The organism is Pseudomonas sp. BNK-45, from assembly GCF_047456255.1.
In the GTDB taxonomy this organism is placed as follows: Bacteria; Pseudomonadota; Gammaproteobacteria; order Pseudomonadales; family Pseudomonadaceae; genus Aquipseudomonas.
Map to the genome: position 1 here is coordinate 1,603,900 of NZ_CP179909.1, position 24,167 is coordinate 1,628,066.

A 24,167-nucleotide genomic window follows, 5' to 3' on the forward strand; every position below is an offset into this window, starting at 1 on the left:
CAAGTACCGCGCGCCTTGCCGCCGCTGCCGTCGCCGTGGACAGCAACTAGAGTTGAGGCAGGGGATGCATCGGCGCGCACCGACACTTTCTCAGTGACGGTTGCGCCACAAACCCGCAAAATGCAACGATTCCGGCAATTCTCGACGGTCGAAACCACGGGATTGGCCGATCCAAACCATCGTTCTGAACAGACTGGGCCTGCTGACTCTATGCGAATGCGCCTTATGTTACTGGGCGGCGGAAATGCCCTTGGGCAGGCGCTGATTCGCCTGGGTGCGGAGGAAGACATCGGTTTCCTCGCTCCCCGTCCCCCGCAAGACGGTTGGGACGCCGCGAGCCTCACGCAACTGCTTGATGACACCCGTCCGGATGCCTTGATCAATCTGGCTTACTACTTCGACTGGTTTCAGGCGGAGACGGTGGGCGAGACCCGCTTGAGCGGCCAGGAACGTGCGGTCGAGCGCCTGGCGGAGCTTTGCCAGCATCACAACATCATTCTCCTGCAGCCTTCGAGCTACCGAGTGTTCGACGGCTCTCGAGCCACCGCCTACAGCGAGAAAGACGAGCCGGTGCCTCTGGGGCTGCGCGGCCAGGCGCTGTGGCGGATCGAACAGAGCGTTCGCGCCACTTGCCCTCAACACGTGCTGCTGCGTTTCGGCTGGTTGCTGGACGACAGCGCCGAGGGCATTCTCGGGCGTTTCCTCGCCCGGGCCGAGTCTGCCGAAGAGCTGTTGATGGCGGACGATCGTCGGGGCAACCCGACCCCAGTAGACGACGCCGCGCGAGTGATCATCTCGGTGCTCAAGCAGCTCGATTGCGCCGCGCCGCTGTGGGGCACCTACCACTATGCCGGCCAGGAAGCGACCACCCCCCTGGCCCTGGGGCAGGCGGTGCTCAGCGAGGCCCGGCAACTGCACCCGCTGGCCATCGAGGCCCCCACCGCCCAGGCCCACGCGGCCTGTGCCGATGCCGCCGAAGAACCGCAGCACGCGGTACTGGCCTGCAAGAAGATCCTTCACACCTTCGGGATCAAGCCGCGCGCCTGGCGTGCCGCGCTCCCGGCCTTACTGGATAGGTTTTATCGTCATGGCTGATGGCCCTGTACTGATCACCGGCGGTGCCGGATTTATTGGCTCGCACCTGACCGATGCGCTGCTTGCCCAGGGCTACTCGGTGCGGGTGCTGGACGACTTGTCCACCGGCAAGCCGAGCAACCTGCCACTGGATAACCCGCGGCTGGAGCTGATCGAGGGCGATGTCGCCGATGCGGCGCTGGTGAACCGTGTCATGCAAGGCTGCAGCGCGGTGGCGCACCTGGCGGCGGTGGCTTCGGTGCAGGCTTCGGTGGACGACCCGGTGCAGACCCACCAGAGCAACTTCATCGGCACCCTGAATGTCTGCGAGGCCATGCGCCTGCATGGCGTCAAACGGGTGCTGTTCGCGTCCAGTGCAGCGGTGTACGGCAACAACGGCGAAGGCCAGTCGATCGATGAGGACACGGCCAAGGCGCCGTTGACCCCTTATGCCTCGGACAAGCTGGCCAGCGAGCACTACTTCGATTTCTACCGGCGTCAGCACGGCCTGGAACCGGCGATCTTCCGGTTCTTCAACATCTTCGGTCCACGCCAGGACCCGTCGTCGCCCTATTCCGGGGTGATCAGCATCTTCAGCGAGCGGGCCCAGCAGGGGCTGCCCATCACCGTGTTCGGCGATGGCGAGCAGACTCGGGACTTCGTCTACGTCGGTGATCTGGTGGAGGTGCTGGTACAGGCCATCCAAGCGCCGCAGCTGGAAGTGGGGGCGGTCAACGTCGGCCTGAACCAGGCCACCACCCTCAAGCAGATGCTTGCGGCCCTGGCCGAGGTGGTCGGCGAGTTGCCGCCCATCAGCTACGGTCCGGCCCGTGCCGGCGATATCCGTCATTCCCGGGCCAGCAATCAGCGGCTGCTGCAGCGCTTCAGGTTCCCCGAACCCACGCCGATGAGTGTCGGCCTGGCGCGCCTGATGGGGCGTTGAGGGGCATTGCAGACATGAAAAAGGCGCCTTGCAAGGCGCCTTTTTTCATGACTGACGGGCTTAGAACTTGTAGCCCAGACCCACCATGTAGACCATCGGGTCGACGTCAACGTTGACCTTGGCGCGAGTGCCGGGAGCCACGCTGTTGTTGTCCACGTAGGCGGTGGTGTTGATGTCGATGTAACGCACTTGGGCGTTGAGCATCAGCTTGTCGGTCAGCATGTAGTCAGCACCCACCTGCCAGGCCAGGCCCCAGGAGTTCTTGGCGCGGAAGTTGTCGAAACCGGCTGCGTTGGCACGGCTGCCGACGTGTTCGTCGTAGATCCAGGTGTAGTTGATACCGGCGCCGACATAGGGTTGGAACACCGACTTGGAGTCCAGCGGGTAGTAGACCACGCTCAGGGTTGGCGGCAGGTGCTTGAGGGTACCGAGCTTGCCGTTGGCCGCGGCCAGGGAGGTGTCCTTGAGCTTCACATCGTGTTCGAACGGAGTGGCGGCCAGCAGTTCGATACCGATGTTGTTGGTGAGCATGTAGGCGAAGTTCAGACCCAGCTGAGTGTCGCTGCTCATGGTGGCCTTGCCACCCAGGTTGGTGCCTTCTGCCGGGCCGCGGTCCACTTTGACGCTGCCGCTGTCGGCTTTCGGATTGACGGTGATGGCACCGGCGCGGACGAGAATGTCGCCCGCTTCGTGGGCGTTGGCAATCGGGGCGGCGATGGCGAGCGCGATCAGGGAAGCGCTAAGCAGAGACTTGTGCATGGGAGCTCCAAAGGACGATTCAAATTGGCTATGTCCAATGGTAAGGATCGTCAAGTTGACCGCCTTGACTCAGCTCAATGAAATGACAAACCCCGGTGGCAGGGCTGAACTATTCTTTTGTTCTGCACTCTTTTGGCCTCGTGCCCAGGCCCTGTCGGCGCCGACTCGCCGGCGCCGCTGCCGCCTTCACTCCTGCAACTCGTAGACATAGATCTTCTGCGCCGCCATCTGGTAGCCGGCGTCCGCCAGCTCGCTGCTAGAGGGCTTGACCTGCATGTCGCCCTCGATCCAGTAAGGCTGATACAGCTCGTCGAGCTTGACCCCCAGCTCGCTGGTGACGTGGACGATCTGGTTCGACGGCGGTGGCGGCACGTGGATGCAGGCGCCGAAGTAGGGCACCAGGAGAAACTCGGTGGTGCGGCCGTCCTCGTTCACTTCCAGGGGCACGATGTAGCCGGGCAGGCGCACCGACTGGCCGTCCAGGCTCTTCACCACCGGCGCATTGGGCAGGTCCTGCTTGGCGGCGGGGGCCGATTCGGCGGCCAGTGCATCGCTCATCTGCGACAGGTCGTGCAGCGGCTTCATGTTCGGCACTTCCGGCGGCGCGTCCGGCGGGATCATTTCCGACCAGGTCAGATCCTTCGGCGCCGCCGCCCACAGCGGCGAGCTGAACAGCAGCGACAGGGCAAGCAGGGAGCGCAGCAAGCGTTGGGTCTTCATAAGGCAGGGCTCATAAACGAATCGACAGGCCGTCGGCCAGGGATTGCCGGTAGGCGCGCCAGGCCGGCACGCTGCCCATCAGCAAGGCGGCGATCAGGATACCGCCCAGCAGCGTCCACTCATATTGGCTGGGCCAGGACAACGGCAGGTACAGGCCGTAGTTCGATTGCACATAGCCCTGGGCCAGGGCGATGCCCAGGTACAGCAGGCCAAGCCCGGCCAGAACCCCGGTCAGCGCCAGGGCGAACGCCTCCAGTACCAGCAGGGTTGCAATATGCCAGGGCCGGGCCCCCACCGAACGCAGAATGGCCATCTCCCGACGGCGCTCGTTGAGGCTGGTGAGGATCGCCGTGAGCATGCCGATCAGGCCGGTGAGCACCACGAACAACGACACCACGAACAGGGCCTTCTCGGCGGTGCCCATCAGGCTCCAGAGCTCCTGCAGGGCCACGCCGGGCAGGATCGCCAGCATCGGCTCGCCGCGGAACTCGTTGATCTCGCGCTGCAGGGCGAAGGTCGAGATCTTGCTGTTGAGGCCGAGCATGAAGGCGGTGATCGCCTGGGGCGTCAGGTCCATGTTGCGCGCCTGATCGGCACTGATACGGCCATCGCCACGGGCCGGCACGCCGTTGTGCCAGTCGATGTGGATCGCTTCCATGCCGCCCAGGCTGATGTGCAGCGTGCGGTCCACCGGAGTGCCGGTGCGCTTGAGGATGCCGACCACGGTGAAGGGCTTGTCGTCATGCTTGACCAGGCTGATGGCCGCAACGCCATGGGCCAGCACCAGCTGGTCCCCCAGCTTGTAGTGCAGGGCGTCGGCGACTTCGGCACCCAGTACCACCTCGAAAGGGTCGCTGGCGAAAGCCCGGCCCACGGCCAGTTGCAGGCTTTGCTGATGACCGTACTGGTAGTGCTGGAAGTAGGCCTCGGTGGTGCCCATGACCCGATAGCCGCGGTGGGAGTCGCCCAGGGAAATCGGGATCGCCCACTTCACCTTCGGGTTGCTGGCGAAATGCTCGAAGCTGTCCCAGCGGATGTTGTTGGTGGCGTTGCCGATGCGGAACACCGAGTACAGCAGCAGATTCACCGAGCCGGAACGGGCGCCGACGATCAGGTCGGTGCCGCTGATGGTGCTGGCGAAGCTGGCTCGGGCTTCGGTGCGTACCCGTTCCACCGCCAGCAGCAGGCAGACCGAAAGGGCGATGGCAAAGGCGGTGAGGATCGCGGTGAAGCGGCGGTTAGCCAGGCTGGCCATGGCTAGACGGAACAGATACATCTCAGACCTCTGCAGGCTTGGCGGCGCGATTGAGTTCGGCCAGCGACAGGTTGCGATCGAACAGCGGCGCCAGGCTCTGGTCGTGGCTGACGAACAGCAGGCTGGCCCCGGCCTCGCGGCATTCGGCGAAGAGCAGTTGGATGAAGGCTTCGCGGGCGTCGTAGTCCAGCGCCGAGGTCGGCTCGTCGGCGATCACCAGCTCCGGCTGGCCGATCAGCGCCCTGGCCGCGGCGACCCGTTGCTGTTGGCCGATGGACAAAGAGTCGGCGCGACGGCCGAGCAGATCGGGGTCTTTCAGGCCCAGGTGGGCCAGCAGGGTGGACGCGGCCTGATCGACGCTGCCGTGGCGCTGCAGGGCGCGACTGGCCCGCAGTTTGGAGAAGTGGCAGGGCAGTTCGACGTTCTCGCGCACCGAGAGAAATGGCAGCAGGTTGAACTGCTGGAAGATGTAGCCGGTGTGATCGACACGAAAGCGATCGCGGGCCCCGGCGGACAGCTCGGTCAGTTCCTGGCCCAGCAGGCGGATGCTGCCGTGACTGGGTTTTTGTACCCCGCCGAGCAGGCCCAGCAGGGTGGTCTTGCCACTGCCGCTGGGGCCCTTGAGGAACAGCGTCTCGCCGGCTTCCAGGCGGAAGGCCGGGATGTCCAGCAACTGAGGGTGGCCGGGCCAGCTGAAAGTCAGGTCGGACAGTTCGATAAGTGCTTGGGTCATGTTGGGCCGATCATGCAGTGAGTGGTGTAGCCGCCACCGCGGGCGGCTACAGGTGCAGCGCTCAAAACTTCAGGGTGGCAGCCTTGGCCGTGGCTTCGACACCTTGCTGGCCGCTTGGCGAAATCAGTTGTACCTGAATTTTCTGGGTGGCGGGGAAGGTCTTGAAGATCTGCCCCAGGTCGAGGCTCTTCAGGGCGTCCGGCTTGGCGCAGGTGAACTGGTAGTGAGCGTGGATCTCGCTGTGCTCATGGTGATGCTCATGGCCGTTGGCGTCCTTGGCCTCTTCGTCGTGGTCGTCGTCATCGTGATCATCGGCATCGGGCTTGTCACCGAACAGCGGGCTCTGCAGTTCCTGCTTGGCTACCACGCACGCGGCCGCCTTGGGCAGGCTGAACAGCACCAGGGGTTGTTCCAGCTGGGCGCGGGCGGCCGCTACCTTGGCCTTGTCGGCGTCGGTGCTGGGTGCGTGCTCGAAGCCCACCAGGTTCATCGCCGGGCTTTCCAGCTCCAGCTCCAGGGCTTGGCCGTCGAGCACCGCGTTCAGGCGGGCGACCCCATGTTCATGGGTGCCGAGGCTGCCGTGTTCATGCTCGTGTTCATGGGCTTGCACGGCCTGAGCAACAGCCAGTGGCAACAGGGCAAACGGCAAGGCGAGGAGCAGACGGCGCATAGCAAGTCTCCAGGGCGAGGATGAAAAAAATGTTATGTAATCTTATAACAATGGGCCGCAGAGTTTGACCGTCTGCTTGGCGTTGCGCAAGACGCGTGGGAGCATGCTCGTCAGAAAAAATCGGGAGTGCAGCGATGTTGCGAATTCGTGGAAGCATCGGCGACTGGCCGGTGGATTTGACCCTGGAGCTGGACGAGGGCGATTGGGCGCAACTGGGCGCGCAGTTGCAGGCGGCCAGGCCTGAAGCGGCGGCACCGACGCCGGTGAGCAAGCCGGCCAGCCAGGACGATGCCTTGTGGCAGACCGCCAAGGATCTGTTGCGCAAGGCGGGCCAGATTAGCGGGCCCGAGTTGCTGGAGCAGTTGGAGGGGCTGACCGGCAGCGCGGCGGCGGGCAAGCGCCTGCTGGTGCGCTTGCGCCACTGCACCGAGGTCAAGGTGGTCAGCGGCGCCGATACGCCGATCTACAGCTGGGTGCAGTGAGCCTGTAGGAGCCAGCTTGCTGGCGAACGCGTTAGGTCTGTCAGAACGCTTTCGCTGGCAAGCCAGCTCCTACACACGCCGGCACATCCTGCTCAGTACAGGGCGGCGAACAGTTTGCGGCGGTAGGCGGTTACCAGCGGATGATCGTTGCCCAGCAGGTCGAACACCTGCAGCAGGGTCTTGTGGGCAATGCCTTCGTTGTAGCTGCGGTTGCGCATGAAGAGTTTGAGCAAAGCCTCCAGCGCCGCTTCGTATTGCTGACGAGCCAGTTGCTGGATCGACAGCTGGTACGTTGCCTCGTCGTCCAGCGGGTCCTTGGCCAGCCGCGCCTTGAGGTCGGCGGCATCCGGCAGATCCGCGGCCTGCTTGAGGAAGGTGATCTGCGCCTTGGCGCCGGCCAGGGCGGCCTTATGCTCATCGCTCTTGACCGCGTCGAGCACGGTCTGGGCTTCACCCAGTTCGCCGCGTTCGGCCAGGCAGCGGGCATAGAGAATCAGCGCCCTGGCGTTGCTGTTGTCTTCACCCAGCAGCACTTTGAGGAGGGCTTCGGCGTCGCCGATACGGCCTTCGCCAAACAGTGCTTCGGCCTGTTCCAGCGGGTCGGCAGCGGGCGGTGGCGGCATCTGCACATGGGGTTCGAGCATGGCCCGCACCGCGGATTCCGGCTGCGCGCCGGCAAAGCCGTCCACCGGCTGGCCGTCCTTGAACAGCACCACGGTGGGCAGGCTGCGGATGCCGAAGCGGGCGACGATGTCCTGCTCGACATCACAGTTGACCTTGGCCAGCAGCAGCTCGCCCTGATAGCTCTCGGCGATCTGTTGCAGCATCGGCATCAGCGCCTTGCAGGGCGCGCACCATTCGGCCCAGAAGTCCACCAGGACCGGCTTGTGGAAGGAGTTCTCGATGACCGACTGGTCGAAGTCGGCGGTGCGGGCGTCGAAGATATACGGCGTGTCCTGACTCATTGGGTATCTCGAATAAGCGGGAATGGAAGCACTATAAAGTTGCCCGGGACAGATCGCTATCGCCTGCGGGCGCCGGTTTGCCGGCCAATGGCCGCTGCGCGTGATACAGGCTCACCTTGCGAAACTCCCAAGGCTCGGCCAGGTCCGGCAGGGTCAGGGCATTGAGTGTTTCCAGGCGCTGATACAGCGGGTGCTGGAAGTCCCTGACCCGGGAGTCCGCCACCAGGGCCTGGCGGCCACGGCTGAGAAACTTGTCCAGTAGCGGCAGGTTGGCCCGGTCATAGAGCACATCCGCCACCAGGATCAGGTCGAAGCGATCAGCCTCGGCGAAAAAGTCCGTGGAATAACTGAGCTCGACGCCGTTGAGTTCGGCGTTGGCCCGGCAGGCGGCAATGGCCAGCGGGTCGAGGTCGCAAGCCACCACTTCCAGGGCTCCGGCCCTGGCTGCGGCAATCGCCGCCACCCCGGAGCCGGCGCCGAAATCCAGCACCCGCTTGCCTTGCACCCAGTGCGGGTGTTCGGCCAGGTAGCGGGCCAGGGCCAGGCCGCTGGCCCAGCAGAAACTCCAGTAAGGCGGCTCGTGGAGAATGCGCCGGGTTTCTTCCGGGGTGAAGGCGCGGTCCATGTTCCGGGCGTCGATCAGCCAGAGTTTCAGCTGGGTATCGGGCAGCTCGCAGGCCACCAGTTGTGCGTCCCCCAGCAGTTCGCTGAGGGCGTCTTGCAGGTCGAGCGGTGGGTTCATGGGGCTTTGACGAATTGCAGTGGTCCCAGAGCCTGGGTGGTGGGTTGGTCGATGCGTACCGCCGGCAGGTGCAGGATCAACTGGCCGGATTGGCTGGCGCGGCCACGCAGTTCGACCCGGGCTCCGCTCGGGAACGCCTCGGCGGCGAAACGCAGGCGAAACGGCAGAGCCTGACTGGTGCCGTTGAGGTTGCTGCTGGCCAAAAGGCGTTGCGGGCGACTGCGTTCATCGATCACCAGCAGGGCCAGTTCCACGTCGGCGCCGGCCGGCACGCCCTCAAGGGTGCCGCTCAGTTCGCGCTGATAGGCCGGCAAGGGGCCGAGATCGACAGGTTGCTGATTTTTTTTCACCGTCTGTGGCGAGGAGGAGACGGGGGCCGCAGGTTTCGGGGCATCGCTGCTGCAGGCGACCAGCAGGCTGACAAGACTGAGCAAAACGAGCGGTCTGAGCGGCATCTGAAGCTCCAACAAGGCGAATTTCCGTGTGCGAAACATAATAGTCGGTCTGTATACCGTAAAGGCTATGGCTTGTCTTGCCAGTGGGATGCGCTAACATGGCCCTCCCTTTTTTTGTTGCCTGCCACCATGCACTGTCCCTTCTGCGGTGCCAACGACACCAAGGTCATCGACTCGCGTCTGGTCGCCGAGGGCGAACAGGTGCGCCGCCGGCGTGAATGCCTGGCCTGTGGTGAGCGTTTCACCACCTTCGAAACCGCCGAACTGGTGATGCCGCGCCTGATCAAGACTGACGGCAGCCGTCAGCCCTTCGACGAAGAAAAACTACGCGCCGGCATGCAGCGCGCCCTGGAAAAACGCCCGGTGAGTGTCGAGCGCCTGGAAGCGGCGCTGGTGCACATCAAGCACAAGCTGCGGGCCACCGGCGAGCGTGAAGTCAAATCCCTGGTCGTGGGTGAACTGGTGATGACCGAGCTGCAGAAGCTCGATGAAGTCGCCTATATCCGTTTCGCGTCGGTGTACCGGCGCTTCCAGGACCTCAACGAATTCCGCGAAGAGATCGACCGCCTCGCCCGCGAGCCGGTCAAGCCATGAGCCAGTCCCCGGAGCAAGCGGTGCTCGACGCGCACTACATGGCCCGCGCTCTGGAACTGGCGCGCAAGGGGCGCTACTCCACCCATCCCAATCCCCGGGTCGGTTGCGTCATCGTGCGCGACGGCCAGGTGGTGGGTGAGGGCTGGCATGTACGGGCCGGCGAACCCCACGCCGAAGTCCACGCCCTGCGCGCGGCCGCTGACCAGGCCCGTGGCGCCACGGCCTATGTGACCCTGGAGCCTTGCAGTCATCACGGGCGCACGCCGCCTTGTGCCGATGCCCTGGTCAATGCCGGAGTGGCGCGGGTGGTCGCGGCGATGCAGGACCCGAACCCGGAAGTCGCCGGGCGTGGCTTGCAGCGCCTGGCCCAGGCCGGTATCGACACCCACAGCGGTGTACTGGAGGCCGAGGCCCGGGCGATCAACAAGGGTTTTCTCAAGCGCATGGAACACGGCCTGCCTTATGTGCGGGTCAAGCTGGCCATGAGCCTTGATGGTCGAACAGCGATGGCCAGTGGTGAAAGCCAGTGGATCACCGGGCCTGCGGCGCGCTCTGCGGTGCAGCGCCTGCGGGCCGAATCGTCCGTGGTGCTGACCGGTGCCGATACGGTGCTGGCCGATGATGCGCGGCTGACCGTGCGCGCTGCCGAACTGGGCCTGGACGCCGAGCAGACGGCCCTGGCCATGAGCCGGCCGCCGCTGCGGGTGTTGATCGATGGTCGCCTGCGAGTGCCCCTCGATGCACCGTTCTTCAAGGCCGGCCCCGCCCTGGTAGCGACCTGCGCGGCGGTGGAGGAGCAGTATGCCAACGGTCCGGAATGCCTGATCGTGCCCGGCCCCGATGGCCTGGTGGATCTGCGTCGGCTGTTGCTGGAGCTCGCCGCCCGAGGTGTCAACGAGGTGCTGGTGGAAGCCGGTCCGCGATTGGCCGGAGCCTTTGCCCAGCAGGGCCTGGTGGACGAGTACCAGATCTTCGTCGCCGGCAAGTTCCTCGGCTCCTCTGCGCGGCCGCTGCTGGACTGGCCGCTGGCGCGGATGAGCCAGGCGCCCTTGCTCAAGATCATCGAAATGCGCGCGGTGGGCGATGACTGGCGAGTCACTGCCATCCCGGCCCCACCAGCGAGCGTATAATTCCCGACTTTCGCCTACCCGGCGGCCCGTTCTCGAGGAGGACTCCATGTTCACCGGCATCATCGAATCCATCGGCAGCATTCGCGCATTGACCCCAAAAGGCGGAGATGTGCGGGTCTATGTAGAAACCGGCAAGCTTGATCTGGCCGACGTCAAACTGGGCGACAGCATCGCGGTGAACGGCGTCTGCCTGACCGCGGTCGAGCTGCCGGGCGATGGTTTCTGGGCCGATGTCAGCCGCGAGACCCTGGATTGCACCGCCTTCCATCAGTTGAAAACCGGCAGCCGGGTCAACCTGGAGAAAGCCCTGACCCCGACCACCCGCCTGGGCGGTCACCTGGTCAGTGGTCACGTCGACGGCGTCGGTGAAGTGGTGGCGCGGGAGGAAAATGCCCGGGCCATTCAGTTCCGTATCCGTGCGCCGAAGGAGCTGGCCAAGTACATCGCCCATAAAGGCTCGATCACCGTCGACGGCACCAGCCTGACGGTCAACGCGGTGAATGGCGCCGAGTTCGAGCTGACCATCGTGCCCCACACCCTGGCGGAAACCATCATGGCCGACTACCGGCCGGGTCGGCAGGTCAACCTCGAGGTCGACCTGCTGGCGCGCTACCTGGAGCGCCTGCTGCTGGGCGACAAGGCGGCCGAGGCCACTGGCGGCACCATTACCGAAAGTTTTCTGGCCGCTAACGGCTATCTCAAATCCTGACTCAAGGGGGTGCCGCGTGGCGCTCAACAGCATCGAAGAACTGGTTGAAGACATCCGCCAAGGCAAGATGGTCATCCTCATGGATGACGAAGACCGCGAGAACGAAGGCGACCTGATCATGGCCGCCGAGTGCTGCAAGGCCGAGCACATCAACTTCATGGCCAAGCACGCCCGTGGCCTGATCTGCATGCCCATGAGCCGCGAGCGTTGCGAGTTGCTCAAGCTGCCGCTGATGGCGCCGCGCAACGGTTCCGGCTTCGGCACCAAGTTCACCGTCTCCATCGAGGCCACCGAAGGCGTGACCACCGGCATCTCGGCCGCCGACCGTGCGCGCACCGTGCAAGCGGCGGCCGCCAAGGACGCCAAGCCCGAGGACATCGTCAGCCCGGGCCACATCTTCCCGCTGATGGCGCAGCCCGGTGGAACCCTGGCCCGTGCCGGCCACACCGAAGCCGCCTGCGACCTGGCGCGCATGGCCGGTTTCGAGCCAAGCGGGGTGATCTGCGAGGTGATGAACGACGACGGCACCATGTCCCGTCGCACCGAGCTGGAAGCCTTCGCCGCCGAGCACAACATCAAGATCGGCACCATCGCCGACCTGATTCACTACCGGATGATCCACGAACGTACCGTTCAGCGGATTGCCGAGCAGCCCCTGGACAGCGAACTGGGCCAGTTCAACCTGGTGACCTATCGTGATTCCGTGGAAGGCGACGTGCACATGGCCCTGACCCTGGGGGACATTTGCGCAGAGGAACCGACCCTGGTGCGGGTGCACAACATGGACCCGCTGCGCGACCTGCTGATGGTCAAGCAGCCGGGCCGCTGGAGCCTGCGCGCGGCCATGGCCACCGTGGCCGAAGCCGGCAGTGGTGTGGTGCTGTTGCTGGGGCACCCGCTGGATGGCGATGTACTGCTGGCGCACATCCGTGAAACTGCGGAACACCAGCCGGTGAAGAAACCCACCACCTACAGCATCGTGGGTGCCGGTTCGCAGATCCTCCGCGACCTGGGCGTCCGCAAAATGCGTCTGATGAGTGCGCCGATGAAGTTTAATGCGATATCCGGTTTCGACCTGGAAGTTGTAGAATACGTGCCCTCCGAATAACAGCCGGTCGTTTGCGGCTTGAAATTCGCGGTTCAAATATCACTGAAGAGCGTGTGCTAGACACGCTCTGGCTCTTTAAGAGATTTGTCGAATGACCCTGAAGACCATCGAAGGTACCTTCATCGCCCCTAAAGGCCGCTATGCCCTGGTGGTCGGCCGTTTCAACAGCTTCGTCGTCGAAAGCCTGGTCAGTGGCGCGGTTGACGCCCTGGTTCGCCATGGCGTGAGCGAAAGCGACATCACCATCATCCGTGCCCCTGGCGCCTTCGAAATTCCGTTGGTTGCGCAGAAAGTCGCACAGAAGGGTGAATATGCGGCGATCGTCGCCCTGGGCGCGGTCATTCGTGGCGGCACTCCGCACTTCGAATACGTGGCCGGCGAATGCACCAAGGGCCTGGCCCAGGTGTCCATGGAGTTCGGCGTGCCAGTGGCCTTCGGCGTGCTGACCGTTGATTCGATCGAACAAGCCATCGAGCGTTCCGGCACCAAGGCCGGCAACAAAGGTGCTGAAGCTGCCCTGTCCGCCCTGGAAATGGTCAGCCTGCTGGCGCAGTTGGAGGCCAAGTGATTAGCGACGAAAGCGATCGTTTCAACCCGCGCGATCCCAAGCCTGCCAACGCCGGCAAGCCATCCAAGAGCGCCAAGCGTCGCGAAGCCCGTCAGCTCGCGACCCAGGCGCTGTACCAATGGCACATGGCCAAGCATTCGCTGAACGAGATCGAAGCGCAGTTTCGGGTCGACAACGATTTCACTGATATCGACGGCGCCTACTTCCGGGAGATCCTGCACGGGGTTCCGGCCAACAAGAACGAGATCGACACCGCGCTCGTGCCTTGCCTGGACCTCGCCATCGATGAGCTGGATCCGGTTGAACTGGCGGTTCTGCGCCTTTCCACCTGGGAACTGCTCAAGCGCGTCGACGTGCCTTACCGCGTTGTGATCAACGAAGGTATCGAACTGGCCAAGGTCTTCGGTTCCACCGATGGCCACAAGTTCGTCAATGGTGTTCTCGACAAGCTGGCACCGCGCCTGCGCGAAGCTGAAGTGAAGGCGTTCAAGCGCTGATCCGCGCTTGCAGCTGCCATGGGCGAGTTTGAGCTGATCCGTCATTACTTCGCTGCCGCGCCCTGTGCGCAAGGCGGCGAGGGTATTGCCCTGGGGATTGGCGATGACTGCGCCTTGCTGGCGGTTGCACCTGGCGAGCAGTTGGCGATTTCCACCGACACCCTGGTGGCGGGTGTGCATTTCGCCGATCCCTGCGAGCCCTTTCTTCTAGGCCAACGCTCTCTGGCGGTGGCTGTCAGCGACCTGGCCGCCATGGGTGCCACGCCGCTGGCCTTTACCCTGGCCCTGACCCTGCCGACGGTGAGCACCGATTGGCTGCAGGCCTATGCCCGCGGCTTGAACCTCATGGCCCAGGACTGTGGCGTGCGCCTGATCGGCGGCGACACCACCCGCGGTCCGCTGACCTTGACCCTGACCGTGTTCGGACGGGTTCCCGGCGGCCAGGCCCTGACCCGCAGCGGCGCCCGTGCCGGCGACCTGCTGTGTGTCGGTGGCGAGTTGGGCAATGCGGCCGGCGCCTTGCCGCTGGTACTGGGGCAGCGCCGCGCCGAGGCGGCGGTGGCCGAGCCGTTGCTGGCCCACTACTGGTCGCCCCGACCGCAGTTGGCCCTGGGTCAGGCCCTGAGAGGCAAGGCCAGCGCCGCCCTGGACATTTCCGATGGCCTGCTGGCCGATTGCGGGCATATCGCGGCCGCCTCGGCGGTTGCCGTGCAACTGGACCTGGAAAAACTGCCCCTGTCTCCGGCGCTGCTCAGCTTCCTGGGGCTGGAAGGTGCTCGCGCTGCCGCCCTGAGCGGGGGCGACGACTATGTCCTGGCCTTCACCCTGCCGCCTGCCGAACTGGCGCCGCTGCGGGCGGCGGGGTGGCCGGTGCACGTGGTGGGGCGAGTGCTGGCGGGGCAGGGGGTGACCCTGCTGGATGCCGGCGGCCAGGACATCACCCCCGGTATCCGGGGTTATCAACACTTTCCGGAGACACCGTGACAGATCATCCCAAGCAGGTCCCGGCGGAGTTCGTCCCGCCGTCGGTCTGGCGCAATCCCTGGCACTTCCTGGCTTTCGGCTTCGGCTCCGGCACCTTGCCCAAGGCGCCCGGCACCTGGGGCTCGCTGGTTGCGCTACCCTTTATCCCGCTGTGGCAGATGCTGCCGGACTGGGGCTACTGGCTGATGCTCGGCATCACCATGCTGTTTGGCTTCTGGCTGTGCGGCAAGGTGGCCGATGATCTGCGGGTGCATGACCACGAAGGCATCGTCTGGGACGAAATGGTCGGCATGTGGATCACCCTGTGGCTGGTGCCTGAAGGCTGGTACTGGCTGCTGGCGGGTTTCCTGATGTTCCGCTTCTTCGACATTCTCAAGCCATGGCCGATTCGCTGGGTCGACCGGCATGTGCACGGCGGTGTCGGCATCATGCTCGACGATGTGCTGGCCGGTGTGTTCGCCTGGCTGGCGATGCAGGGGTTGGTGTGGTGTTTCAGCTGAGAGGTTAGGCATGGATGTGCGCCGCGTGCTGCTGGTATTGCTGGTTGTCTGGAGCTGCGGCGTCCGGGCCAATGAGTTGCAGGCGCAACCCCAGCAGATCCGCATCGCCAGTGAAGAATGGAGCCAGTACACCGAAGCCAATGGCGAAGGCCTGGCCTGGGACATTCTGCGGGAAGTGTTCGAGCCCCAAGGGGTGCGCATCGAGCGCAGCAGCGTGCCTTACACCCGCTCGGTGGGCCTGGTGCAGCGTGGTGAAGCGGATGCGCAAGTGGGCGCCTATCGCGACGAATCTCCCGGGTTGCTTTACCCGCGCTGGAACTACGACACCGACCACATCTACTCCCTGGGGCTGGCCAGCCATCCCGAGCTGACCCTGGCCAACCTCGGCAGTTACCGTCTGGTCTGGGTGCGTGGCTACAAGTACCAGGACTACCTGCCCAATGCCCGGCGCTACAACGAGATTCGCCGGCGCATCGGCATCCTGCCGATGTTGCAGTACGGCCGGGCCGACTATTACATCGACGCCCAGACCGAGATCAGCTACGTGCTCGCGCAAGCCCAGGACCCGAGTCAGTTCAAGATCAGCCACCTGGCCGAGCTGCCCCTGTACCTGGGCTTTGCCGACAACCCCCGCGGTCGTACCCTGCTGGCCCTGTATGACCGGCGCATGGAGCAGTTGGTGAAAGACGGGGTCCTGCGCCCGATCTTCCAGCGTTGGAAGCAGCCTTATCCCTTTGACGAGAGCCGGCAGCCGGCGGTCCGTTGATCAAACTTATCGATCTTTATCTCCGATAATTCAGCCTAAGCGTGCAGTAGAGGCTGCTGTTACAATGCCGCCTCTGCGAATCTCCAGTCCTCATACAGATCAGGAGCACAACAGTGCCCGTCGTTTTTGTTGCCGCTTCCAAGCTGCCTACGCCTTTTGCGCAATTCACCATGCATGGTTTTCTTGATGAAGCCACCGGTCGCGAGCACGTGGTGCTCAGCCTGGGGGACATCGCCGATGGCGCGCCGGTTCTCGGCCGCCTGCACTCCGAATGCCTGACCGGCGACGCCTTGTTCAGCCAGCGTTGCGATTGCGGCTCGCAACTGGAAGCCGCGCTGCGGGCCATCGCCCGGGAAGGTCGCGGGGTGCTGCTGTACCTGCGTCAGGAAGGTCGCGGCATTGGCCTGCTGAACAAGATCCGCGCCTACGAGCTGCAAGATGGCGGCGCCGATACCGTGGAAGCCAACGAGCGTCTGGGCTTTGCCGCGGACCAGCGTGACTACGCCATGTGCCTGCCGATGCTCGAGCATCTGGGGGTCAAGTCCCTGCGGCTGATGACCAACAACCCGCGCAAGGTCAAGGCGTTGACCGACATGGGCATCCAGGTTGCCGAGCGGGTGCCGCTGCACACCGGGCACAACCCCCACAACAAGCTGTACCTGGCGACCAAGGCCAGCAAGCTCGACCACATGATGGGCAATGAGCATCAGGGCGAGGTCGACCGCGCGTGACTCGGGGCCAAGTCAAGCGGCGCCTGGCCGTCAGTTGGTGGCAGTACCTGGCCCTGGCCTTGCTGCCGCTGTTTGTGATCAACCTGGTGTTTGGCCAGGGCGAGGCCCTGATGCCGGTGCTGGCGATGCCATTCTTTATCGCCGGTACGGCCTCGATGTTCGTCAGCCTGCGTTTTTTCAACGGCTATAAACATGCCTTGATCGCCGCCGGCAAGGCCCTGGATACCCCTGAGGAGCCTGCCGCCTGGATCACCCTGGCGGCCCGTCGTCGTGCCGCCTTCCTGGCGGCATCCTTGCCAGCCTGGATCGGTGCCCTGGCGGTGTTCGTCGGCCTGGAAGCGGTGCCGCTGATGCTCCTGGCCCTGTCCACCGCCGTGCTGTTCTACCTCTACCGTATTCCTCGTCAGCTCGGCTGATGTGGCGCTGGCTGGCGGTCCTGTGCCTGCTGGTCGGCACACCGGCACTGGCGGCGCAGCGGGTGGTCAGCCTGGCGCCGTCGCTCTCGGAAATCGTCGTCGAGCTGGGGGCTTCCGACTTGCTGGTGGGCGTGCTGGATGCCGGTGAGCGGCCGGCACCGCTCAAGGACCTGCCTTCGGTAGGGCGTTATGGCCAGTTGGATATCGAGCGTCTGCTGAGCCTTCGACCGGATTTGCTATTGCTCTGGCCGGGCAGCGTCGGCCCGGCCCAGCGCGATCAACTGGCGCGCCTGGGGATCCCCACTTATGTCGCCGAGCCTCATGATTTCAAGCAACTGACGGCGCAGATCGCCGAAATCGGCGAGCGTCTGGGGCGCTCGGCGGCCGCTCGTAAACTGGCCGCCGAGTTGGACGGGCAACTGGCCGGTTTGCGTGCACGCTATCACCGCGAACCGGCGTTGCCGGTGTTCTACCAGGTCTGGGACCGGCCGCTGTATACCGTGGGCGGTGGCCAGATCATCAGCGAAGCCCTGAGCGTCTGTGGCGCCCGCAATGTGTTTGCCGACCAGTCGTTGCCGGCCCCCCAGGTCAGCATCGAATCGGTGTTGCAGCGCAACCCGCAGGCAATCCTGGCCACCGCGCAAGGGCAGCTGGATGCCTGGAAAGCCTGGCCGCAGATTGCGGCGGTGCAGCAGGGGCGGCTGTTGTTGGTGAGGGACAAGGGGCTGGAGCGACCCAGCGGGCAGATGATCGCGGCGACGGCCAAGCTCTGTGCGTTGATCGCGCCTGAGCGCTGAGCCCCTTCGCCGGCAAGCCGGCTCCTACGGGTTCTGCAGGAGCCGGTGTGTGGGCGAGGGCGGGGGGTTACAACTCGGGCGACCAGGTCACGCCGAACATCCAGGCGCGGCTTTCGGTGCGGTAGCCATAATCGTTGCCGTCGTACTCGTAGAGCGCGCGGCTATAGGCCTTGTCGAAGAGGTTGTCGAGCTTCAGGTCCAGCTTGAGTTCCTGATTGACTGCCCAGCTACCGCGCAGCCCGAACACGCCATAGCCGCCCACAGGCACCTGTTTCTTCACGCTCAGGTCTTCATAACTCCTGCTCACCAATTGCCAGCTGGCGCCGAACGCCAGGTCGCCGAATTGCCGGTCCAGATCCAGATTCAAGGTACGGCGGGCTCGACGTGGCAGTTGATGGCCATCCTGACGATTGCGCGGGTCGATGAACGCGGCACCGAGGCTGCTTTGCCAGCCGAACAGTGTTTGTTTCAGGGTTGCCTCGAAACCGTTGATCCTCGCGGCGCCGACGTTTTCCGGGCGCTGGGCGACGCGGTCATAAATAATCGCGTCCTTGATATCGGTACGGTAGATCGAGGCTTCCAGGCGGCTGTCTGGCGTCAGCTGGCTGCGCCACTGCAACTCATAGCTCTTTGAGTGTTCCGGCTTGAGGGCCGGGTTGCTGAAACCCGGGTAATACAGGTCGCTGAAATTCGGCGCCCGAAAGCCTTCGCTGTAGGACAGCAGCAGGTCGTTGTCCGGATTCAGCGGCAGAGTGAAGGTGCCGCTCCAGGTGTTCTGGCTGCCGTACTGCTGGTTCTGGTCGCGGCGCAGACCCAGTTCGGTGGAAAAACTGTCGCCGTGAAAACGATGCTGAATAAAGGCGGCGCGGTTCCAGCGGCGGCCTTCGGCAAAGCGGACCGGGCTGGTGTTGAGTCGATCCTCGTACCAGTCCGCCCCCAAGATCAGGCTGTTGTCTTCATCCAGGCGCAGATCGTTCTGCCAGTTCAGCGAGTCGCGGTAGGTATTGAACACGCTGCGCTCATCACTGAGCTTGTCGCGCTTGAGGTCACGGTTTTCGCTGTGTCCGAGCTCCACCCGCGATTGCCAGTTGTCATGGATGTTCGCGTCGAGATAGCCGCTGAGGCTGCTGACACTGAAGTCGGTGTAAGGGTCTTGGGCGAAGACGTTGTAGTTGGAGTCGTAGCGTCCGAAAGGGTTGTCATAGCGGCTGCGACCACGGTTATCCAGCAGGTTGAAACCCAGCTCCAGGTCATCGCTCAAGGCGTGGCTGAGGGTCAGGCTCAGGGACCTGTTGCGATAGCCATCGTGGTCGGCATCGCTGGGAAACGACGGGCGAGTCCAGTCGATGCCGGCACTTTCATCCAGGTTGGCGCCGAGGCTGAATCGGGTCTGGGCGTCGCCGCCGGACAGTCCCAGGCTGCGCTCCCAGGTCTGGTTGCTGCCGGCGGCGATGCGCATGCGCCCGTGCAGTCCCGAGTCGGCGCCGCGCCGGGTGAAGATCTGGATTACCCCGCCAATGGCATCGCTGCCGTAGATCACCGAGCGCGAGCCGCGCAGCACTTCCACCCGCTCGATCTGCTCGACGCTGATGAATTGCAGGTTGCTGTCGCCGGAGGATGAACTGCTGATGCGCTGGCCATCCACCAGCACCAGGCTCTGGGCCGAGTTGGTGCCGCGAATGAAGATGTTCGGCAGGTTGCCGCGTCCGCCGCTCTGGGCAACCTGCACCCCGGGCACCCGTTGCAGCAGGTCGGTCAGGCTGGTGGGTTGCAGGCGGTCGATATCTTCCCGGGTGAATACCGTGTTCGCCGCGCTGCTGTCGTTGCGAGCATCCACCTGTCGGTTGGCACTGATCAGCATCTCGGGCAGTTTCAGGGCCTGGTCGCGCTCAAGGGGCTCGGCCAGAAGTTCGGTACAAGGCAGGAGGCAAAGGGGCAGGGCAAAGCGAGCAAGTTGCATGGCTATTCCATTAGCGCACTGCGGCCTTGGCCGCGGGCAGCGAAAGGGCAGGTCGTGCAGCGGACGCCTGCGTGGCGGGCGTCCGCAGTCGCGTGTGGCGATTACAGGCCCAGCAACTCCAGGCGCTGGCGCACCGAGGCTTCGATGCCGGCTTCGTCGAGCCCGCATTCGGCAAGCATCTGCGCCGGTTTGGCGTGCTCGACGTAGGCGTCGGGCAAGCCCAGGTGCAGGATCGGCTTGAGGATGCTTTCGCGGGCCAAAAACTCGCTGACCGCGCCACCGGCGCCGCCCATGATGGCGTTCTCTTCGATGGTCACCAGCAGTTCATGGCTGCCGGCGATCTCGCGCACCAGGGCTTCATCCAGGGGTTTGACGAAACGCATGTCGACCACGGTGGCGTCGAGCTTCTCGGCCACTTGCAGGGCTTCGGCCAGTTGCACGCCGAACACCAGCAACGCGACCTGTTTGCCCTGGCGACGGATCACGCCCTTGCCGATCTGGATCGGTTCCAGGTCCTTGTCGATCGGCGCGTTGGGGCCGGTGCCGCGCGGGTAGCGCACGGCGGCGGGGCCGTTGTACAGGTGCCCGGTGCTGAGCATCTTGCGCAACTCGTTCTCGTCGCTCGGCGTCATCACCAGCATGCCGGGGATGCAGCGCAGGTAAGACAGGTCGAAGCTGCCGGCGTGGGTCGGGCCGTCTTCGCCCACCAGTCCGGCGCGGTCGATGGCGAACAGCACGTCGAGGTTCTGCACCGCCACGTCGTGGATCAGTTGGTCATAGCCGCGCTGCAGGAAGGTGGAGTAGATCGCCACCACCGGCTTGGCGCCTTCGCAGGCCATGCCGGCCGCCAGGGTCACCGCATGCTGCTCGGCAATCGCCACGTCGAAATAGCGCAGCGGGAAACGCTCGCTGAAGGCCACCAGGTCCGAGCCTTCCTTCATTGCCGGGGTGATGCCCACCAGGCGCGGGTCGGCGGCGGCCATGTCGCACAGCCACTCGCCAAACACGCCGGAGTACTTCGGACCGCCGGCCTTTTTCGGCGCGGCCGCCGGAGCATCCAGGGGTTCCAGCTTGGTGATGGCGTGGTAGCCGATCGGGTCGACTTCCGCCGGGGCGAAGCCCTTGCCCTTCTTGGTCACCACATGCAGGAACTGCGGGCCCTTGAGGTCGCGCATGTTGCGCAGGGTGGCGATCAGGGTCGGCAGGTCGTGGCCGTCGATGGGGCCGATGTAGTTCCAGCCCAGCTCTTCGAACAGGGTGCCGGGCACCAGCATGCCCTTGGCGTATTCTTCGGTGCGGCGGGCGATTTCCCAGGCACCGGGCAGGCGCGACAGCACTTTCTTGCTGCCTTCGCGCATGCTGGCGTAGGTGCGGCTGGAGAGAATCTTGGCCAGGTAGTTGGACAGCCCGCCGACATTGCGCGAGATCGACATGTCGTTGTCGTTGAGGATCACCAGCATGTTGGCGTCCACTTCCGGCGCGTGGTTCAGCGCCTCGAAGGCCATGCCCGCGGTCAGGGCGCCGTCGCCGATCACCGCGATGGCCTTGCGCTCGCTGTGCTGCAGGCGGGCGGCGATGGCCATGCCCAGCGCGGCACTGATGGAGGTGCTGGAGTGGCCGACGCCGAAGGTGTCGTACTCGCTCTCGGAGCGCCGCGGGAAGGCCGCCAGGCCGTCTTTCTGGCGCAGGGTGGCCATCTGTTCGCGACGACCGGTGAGGATCTTGTGCGGATACGCCTGGTGACCCACGTCCCACACCAGCCGGTCGTCCGGGGTGTCGAACACGTAATGCAACGCGATGGTCAGCTCGATGACGCCGAGGCCGGCACCGAAGTGCCCGCCGGTCTGGCCGACCGTGTAGAGCAATTCCAGGCGCAATTCATCGGCCAGGGTTTCCAGCTCGGCTTCACCTAACCGGCGCAGGCCGTCCGGCGTCTGGGCACGGTCGAGCAGCGGCGTGGTCGGGCGTTTGCGGGGAATCTCATGAAACGTCGTGGGCATCAGGCGAATCGTTATAGGTATAGAAAGAGGCGGCAGTTTACCTTATGCATCGCAAGCTGCCCACGCAGAGCGCCGAACTTGGCCGATATGCGGCGCGTCGATCAGTGGCGGCGCTCGACGATATACCGCGCCAGCTCGCGCAGGGGCTCGGCCGCTGCGTCAAACGGACGCAGCGCATGCAGCGCCTGGTCCCGCAGCTCCAGGGCGTATTCCTTGGCCGCGGCCAGCCCCAGCAGTGCCGGGTAGGTCGGTTTGTCCCGGGCGATGTCGGCGCCCTGGCGCTTGCCCAGGGTGGCGGTATCGCTTTCGACGTCGAGGATGTCGTCCTGCACCTGGAACGCCAGGCCGACAGCCTGAGCGTAGGTCTGCAGGGATTTGAGCTCGTCTTTCTCGGCCCGGCCGCTGGCCAGGGCGCCGAGGATCACGCTGGCTTCGATCAGCGCGCCGGTCTTGTGCCGATGCATGTATTCCAGGGCTTGCTGATCGAGCTTGAGGCCTACCGAGCCCAGGTCGATGGCCTGACCGCCCACCATGCCCGCCGGGCCTGCGGCCTGAGCCAGGGTGGTGACCATGCGCAGCCGGATCTCGGCGCTGGCGTCGCTCAGGCTCGGGTCCAGCAGGGCACTGAACGCCAGGCTCTGCAGGCCGTCGCCGGCGAGGATCGCGCAGGCTTCGTCGAAGGCTTTGTGGGTGGTGGGCTGGCCGCGCCGCAGATCGTCATCGTCCATGGCCGGCAGGTCGTCGTGGACCAGGGAGTAGGCGTGAATCAGTTCCACCGCGCAGGCCGCGCCGTTGGCTTGTTCGGGCCGGCCGCCCAGGGCCTCGCAGGCGGCATAGGCCAGCAGCGGGCGCACGCGCTTGCCGCCATTCATCACGCTGTAGCGCATGGCTTCATAAAGACGGGCAAGTTCGGGGCTGGGAGCGGTGAACAGGGTGTGCATTGCAGCGTCGACGCGGGCCTGGCTGGCGGCCTGATAAGCGGCAATCATTCTGGCTGTTCCGCATCGAAGGGTTGTTCGGCCAGTTCGCCGTCGCGTTCCAGCAGGATCTGCACCTTCTGCTCGGCCTGGGCCAGGGCGGCCTGGCAATCACGGGTCAGGCCGATGCCTTGTTCAAAGGCGGTCAACGAGTCTTCCAGCGACAGCTCGCCGTTCTCCAGACGCTCGACCAGGGTTTGCAGGTCGGCGAGGGATTGTTCGAAATCTAAGGCAGCTTTTTTGCGGGCCATGGCGGCTATCCCGGTTGACGTTAAACCGGCGCGACACTAGCAGACACCGGGGTTTCGGGCAAATGAGAAGCGCTCGCTGGCACACCCGGACCCGGGTGGCGTCAGGCGCCCTGCGGGCCGGTGCAAGGAGGCGTTTTGGAGGGGCTTTGGCGAGCGATCCGGCTTGACCTTCACTTGCACCGCGGCGGTATCAGGGGGAACCGGTATCGGCCTCGCCCCGAAATTCCTCGCTGACCTTGCTCGGTTGTACCCGCCAGGCCAGCAGCAGGGCGAACGCCGAAAACATCAGGTAGAAAACGTGGTGCCCGTAGAGGTCCATCAGGGCGCCGCTGAGCAAGGGGCCCAGGCAGGCGCCAACACCGTGGGTGGCCAGGAGCATGGCGCTCAGGGCCACGCGTCGGGATTGTTCGATGTGCTCGTTGGCCAGGGCGACCGCCAGTGGGTAGAGGCTGAACAGCAGCAGGCCGCTGAGGCAGGCGAACAGCAACATCCAGGTGAACGACAGGCTGAACAGCCCCCACAAAGGCACGCTCACCAGGCACAGCAGCAGTGCGCAGGCGCGGATCAGCCGCGCGCGGTCGAGGCGATCCGAAAGCCAGCCGAGCGGCCACTGGCCGCACAGGCCGGCGAGAATCGTCACGGCGACAAAGGTGCCGGCCTGGGCCGTGTCCAGGCCGCTCAAGGTGATGAACACCGGTGCCAGGGCATAGAACGAACCCACCAGCAGCCCGGTGACAAATACCGTGCTCAGGGCTTGCGGCACCCGCTGCCAGAAAAAACCGATGTGCAGCGGCGCCGCCTCCAGTCTGGCCGGGTGCAGGCGCCGGGTCAGGGCGACGGGCAACAGGCAGGCGGCGAAACACAGGGCGACGATCAGTAGCGGCTTGAAGTCCAGCTCGGGGCGCCAGATCAGCACCCCCTGGCCGAGGATCAGGCCCAGGGACACCGCCACCATGTAGCCGGCGAATACCGCGCCACGCTGCTGGTTGCCTGCCTGCTCGTTGAGCCAGCTTTCGATCACCATGTACTGGTTCATCATCACCAGGCCGGTGATGAAGCGCAGCGCCAGCCACAGCCACAGCGCCTCGAACAGCATGTGCAGGAGCACGATCATGGTCGCGGCACCTGCGCAGGCGACGTAGGAACGGATGTGGCCAACCGCGGCGATCATCCGATGGCCGAACTTGGCGCCGCCGACCATGCCGGCGTAGTAGGCCGCAGTCAGGCCGCCGATCCACAGTTCACCAACCCCGTCGCCGGTCAGGCGCAGGCCGATATAGCTGAAGAACAGCCCGTTGCCGGTGAGCATCAGGAGGGTGGCGCAGTACAGCGCGGGAAATGTCAGCAGGGTCAGGTTCATGAAGTCGTCAGGTCTGGGCGG

Annotated in this window: 28 protein-coding genes; 15 read left to right on the forward strand and 13 right to left on the reverse strand. The window is 64.7% G+C overall.

From position 1 onward, the window contains the following. The first annotated feature begins 210 nt into the window (after positions 1-210). Both ACMGG8_RS07415 and ACMGG8_RS07420 read left to right on the forward strand, forming a co-directional pair. On the forward strand, positions 211-1,095 hold the full coding sequence (locus ACMGG8_RS07415; protein ID WP_060841317.1) for a sugar nucleotide-binding protein: 885 nt from the start codon (positions 211-213) through the stop codon (positions 1,093-1,095). Further along, complete coding sequence (locus ACMGG8_RS07420) at positions 1,088-2,017, forward strand: NAD-dependent epimerase/dehydratase family protein (protein ID WP_060841316.1); 930 nt, start codon at positions 1,088-1,090, stop codon at positions 2,015-2,017. Before ACMGG8_RS07415 ends, ACMGG8_RS07420 begins: the two co-directional genes overlap by 8 nt. Positions 2,018-2,077: 60 nt before the next feature. On the opposite strand, the gene ACMGG8_RS07425 is transcribed toward ACMGG8_RS07420, so the two are convergent. From ACMGG8_RS07425 to ACMGG8_RS07445, 5 genes are all read right to left on the reverse strand, one after another. Next, a complete protein-coding gene (locus ACMGG8_RS07425) occupies positions 2,078-2,776 on the reverse strand; it encodes an OmpW/AlkL family protein (protein WP_060841315.1) in 699 nt (232 codons plus the stop codon). Positions 2,777-2,962: 186 nt separating this feature from the next. After that, a complete protein-coding gene (locus ACMGG8_RS07430) occupies positions 2,963-3,481 on the reverse strand; it encodes a DUF3299 domain-containing protein (protein ID WP_173655963.1) in 519 nt (172 codons plus the stop codon). Between the two features lie 25 nt (positions 3,482-3,506). Further along, positions 3,507-4,772, reverse strand: coding sequence for an ABC transporter permease (locus ACMGG8_RS07435; protein ID WP_108546137.1), 1,266 nt, complete (start codon positions 4,770-4,772; stop codon positions 3,507-3,509). 1 nt (position 4,773) lies between these two features. Continuing rightward, entirely contained in the window at positions 4,774-5,484 is a 711-nt protein-coding gene (locus ACMGG8_RS07440) for an ABC transporter ATP-binding protein (protein WP_060841312.1), read from the reverse strand. Between the two features lie 61 nt (positions 5,485-5,545). After that, positions 5,546-6,154, reverse strand: coding sequence for a DUF2796 domain-containing protein (locus tag ACMGG8_RS07445; protein WP_414159377.1), 609 nt, complete (start codon positions 6,152-6,154; stop codon positions 5,546-5,548). Positions 6,155-6,288: 134 nt separating this feature from the next. Between ACMGG8_RS07445 and ACMGG8_RS07450 the strand changes: the two genes are divergently transcribed. After that, positions 6,289-6,636: a hypothetical protein gene (locus ACMGG8_RS07450; protein ID WP_414159378.1), complete on the forward strand. Its 348-nt coding sequence runs from the start codon at positions 6,289-6,291 to the stop codon at positions 6,634-6,636. Positions 6,637-6,728: 92 nt separating this feature from the next. Here ACMGG8_RS07450 and trxA read toward each other — a convergent pair whose 3' ends face one another. The 3 genes from trxA to ACMGG8_RS07465 are packed head-to-tail and all read right to left on the reverse strand — an operon-like array spanning position 6,729 to position 8,798. Next, complete coding sequence (gene trxA, locus ACMGG8_RS07455) at positions 6,729-7,601, reverse strand: thioredoxin (RefSeq protein ID WP_414159379.1); 873 nt, start codon at positions 7,599-7,601, stop codon at positions 6,729-6,731. A gap of 31 nt (positions 7,602-7,632) precedes the next feature. After that, on the reverse strand, positions 7,633-8,343 hold the full coding sequence (locus ACMGG8_RS07460) for a class I SAM-dependent methyltransferase (protein WP_414159380.1): 711 nt from the start codon (positions 8,341-8,343) through the stop codon (positions 7,633-7,635). Beyond that, a complete protein-coding gene (locus ACMGG8_RS07465) occupies positions 8,340-8,798 on the reverse strand; it encodes a hypothetical protein (RefSeq protein ID WP_060841307.1) in 459 nt (152 codons plus the stop codon). Before ACMGG8_RS07465 ends, ACMGG8_RS07460 begins: the two co-directional genes overlap by 4 nt. Positions 8,799-8,927: 129 nt before the next feature. On the opposite strand from ACMGG8_RS07465, the gene nrdR reads away from it, so the two are divergent. From nrdR to ACMGG8_RS07525, 12 genes are all read left to right on the forward strand, one after another. Beyond that, positions 8,928-9,392: a transcriptional regulator NrdR gene (gene nrdR, locus ACMGG8_RS07470; RefSeq protein WP_060841306.1), complete on the forward strand. Its 465-nt coding sequence runs from the start codon at positions 8,928-8,930 to the stop codon at positions 9,390-9,392. Continuing rightward, positions 9,389-10,522 carry a bifunctional diaminohydroxyphosphoribosylaminopyrimidine deaminase/5-amino-6-(5-phosphoribosylamino)uracil reductase RibD gene (gene ribD / locus ACMGG8_RS07475; RefSeq protein WP_129406566.1) on the forward strand — a complete coding sequence of 378 codons (1,134 nt, stop codon included), beginning with the start codon at positions 9,389-9,391 and terminating at the stop codon, positions 10,520-10,522. Before nrdR ends, ribD begins: the two co-directional genes overlap by 4 nt. 46 nt (positions 10,523-10,568) lie before the next feature. Then, positions 10,569-11,231 carry a riboflavin synthase gene (locus ACMGG8_RS07480; RefSeq protein WP_060841304.1) on the forward strand — a complete coding sequence of 221 codons (663 nt, stop codon included), beginning with the start codon at positions 10,569-10,571 and terminating at the stop codon, positions 11,229-11,231. Between the two features lie 16 nt (positions 11,232-11,247). Continuing rightward, on the forward strand, positions 11,248-12,339 hold the full coding sequence (ribBA, locus tag ACMGG8_RS07485) for a bifunctional 3,4-dihydroxy-2-butanone-4-phosphate synthase/GTP cyclohydrolase II (RefSeq protein ID WP_060841303.1): 1,092 nt from the start codon (positions 11,248-11,250) through the stop codon (positions 12,337-12,339). A gap of 91 nt (positions 12,340-12,430) precedes the next feature. After that, positions 12,431-12,907 carry a 6,7-dimethyl-8-ribityllumazine synthase gene (gene ribE / locus ACMGG8_RS07490; protein WP_016968455.1) on the forward strand — a complete coding sequence of 159 codons (477 nt, stop codon included), beginning with the start codon at positions 12,431-12,433 and terminating at the stop codon, positions 12,905-12,907. Then, entirely contained in the window at positions 12,904-13,404 is a 501-nt protein-coding gene (gene nusB, locus ACMGG8_RS07495) for a transcription antitermination factor NusB (protein ID WP_047306286.1), read from the forward strand. Before ribE ends, nusB begins: the two co-directional genes overlap by 4 nt. 18 nt (positions 13,405-13,422) lie before the next feature. Beyond that, complete coding sequence (gene thiL / locus ACMGG8_RS07500; RefSeq protein WP_060841302.1) at positions 13,423-14,388, forward strand: thiamine-phosphate kinase; 966 nt, start codon at positions 13,423-13,425, stop codon at positions 14,386-14,388. Further along, complete coding sequence (locus ACMGG8_RS07505) at positions 14,385-14,888, forward strand: phosphatidylglycerophosphatase A (protein ID WP_060841301.1); 504 nt, start codon at positions 14,385-14,387, stop codon at positions 14,886-14,888. Before thiL ends, ACMGG8_RS07505 begins: the two co-directional genes overlap by 4 nt. A 10-nt stretch (positions 14,889-14,898) precedes the next feature. Continuing rightward, positions 14,899-15,654: a substrate-binding periplasmic protein gene (locus tag ACMGG8_RS07510; protein WP_108546144.1), complete on the forward strand. Its 756-nt coding sequence runs from the start codon at positions 14,899-14,901 to the stop codon at positions 15,652-15,654. 113 nt (positions 15,655-15,767) lie between these two features. Beyond that, complete coding sequence (gene ribA / locus ACMGG8_RS07515) at positions 15,768-16,385, forward strand: GTP cyclohydrolase II (RefSeq protein ID WP_060841299.1); 618 nt, start codon at positions 15,768-15,770, stop codon at positions 16,383-16,385. After that, positions 16,382-16,801: a hypothetical protein gene (locus ACMGG8_RS07520; RefSeq protein WP_047306283.1), complete on the forward strand. Its 420-nt coding sequence runs from the start codon at positions 16,382-16,384 to the stop codon at positions 16,799-16,801. Before ribA ends, ACMGG8_RS07520 begins: the two co-directional genes overlap by 4 nt. Further along, a complete protein-coding gene (locus tag ACMGG8_RS07525; protein WP_060844754.1) occupies positions 16,801-17,598 on the forward strand; it encodes a cobalamin-binding protein in 798 nt (265 codons plus the stop codon). Before ACMGG8_RS07520 ends, ACMGG8_RS07525 begins: the two co-directional genes overlap by 1 nt. A gap of 67 nt (positions 17,599-17,665) precedes the next feature. Here ACMGG8_RS07525 and ACMGG8_RS07530 read toward each other — a convergent pair whose 3' ends face one another. The 5 genes from ACMGG8_RS07530 to ACMGG8_RS07550 form a co-directional block, all read right to left on the reverse strand. Continuing rightward, positions 17,666-19,558 carry a TonB-dependent receptor plug domain-containing protein gene (locus ACMGG8_RS07530; protein WP_414159381.1) on the reverse strand — a complete coding sequence of 631 codons (1,893 nt, stop codon included), beginning with the start codon at positions 19,556-19,558 and terminating at the stop codon, positions 17,666-17,668. 101 nt (positions 19,559-19,659) lie between these two features. Beyond that, positions 19,660-21,558 (reverse strand): 1-deoxy-D-xylulose-5-phosphate synthase, encoded by a 1,899-nt coding sequence (gene dxs / locus ACMGG8_RS07535; RefSeq protein WP_414159382.1) that lies wholly within the window; start codon positions 21,556-21,558, stop codon positions 19,660-19,662. A gap of 101 nt (positions 21,559-21,659) precedes the next feature. Then, positions 21,660-22,547 carry a (2E,6E)-farnesyl diphosphate synthase gene (gene ispA / locus ACMGG8_RS07540; protein WP_414159383.1) on the reverse strand — a complete coding sequence of 296 codons (888 nt, stop codon included), beginning with the start codon at positions 22,545-22,547 and terminating at the stop codon, positions 21,660-21,662. Next, positions 22,544-22,786: an exodeoxyribonuclease VII small subunit gene (locus tag ACMGG8_RS07545; RefSeq protein WP_011063724.1), complete on the reverse strand. Its 243-nt coding sequence runs from the start codon at positions 22,784-22,786 to the stop codon at positions 22,544-22,546. The genes ispA and ACMGG8_RS07545 overlap by 4 nt, the downstream gene beginning before the upstream one ends. Before the next feature lie 190 nt (positions 22,787-22,976). Then, positions 22,977-24,146 (reverse strand): MFS transporter, encoded by a 1,170-nt coding sequence (locus ACMGG8_RS07550; protein ID WP_414159384.1) that lies wholly within the window; start codon positions 24,144-24,146, stop codon positions 22,977-22,979. Positions 24,147-24,167: the final 21 nt, after the last annotated feature.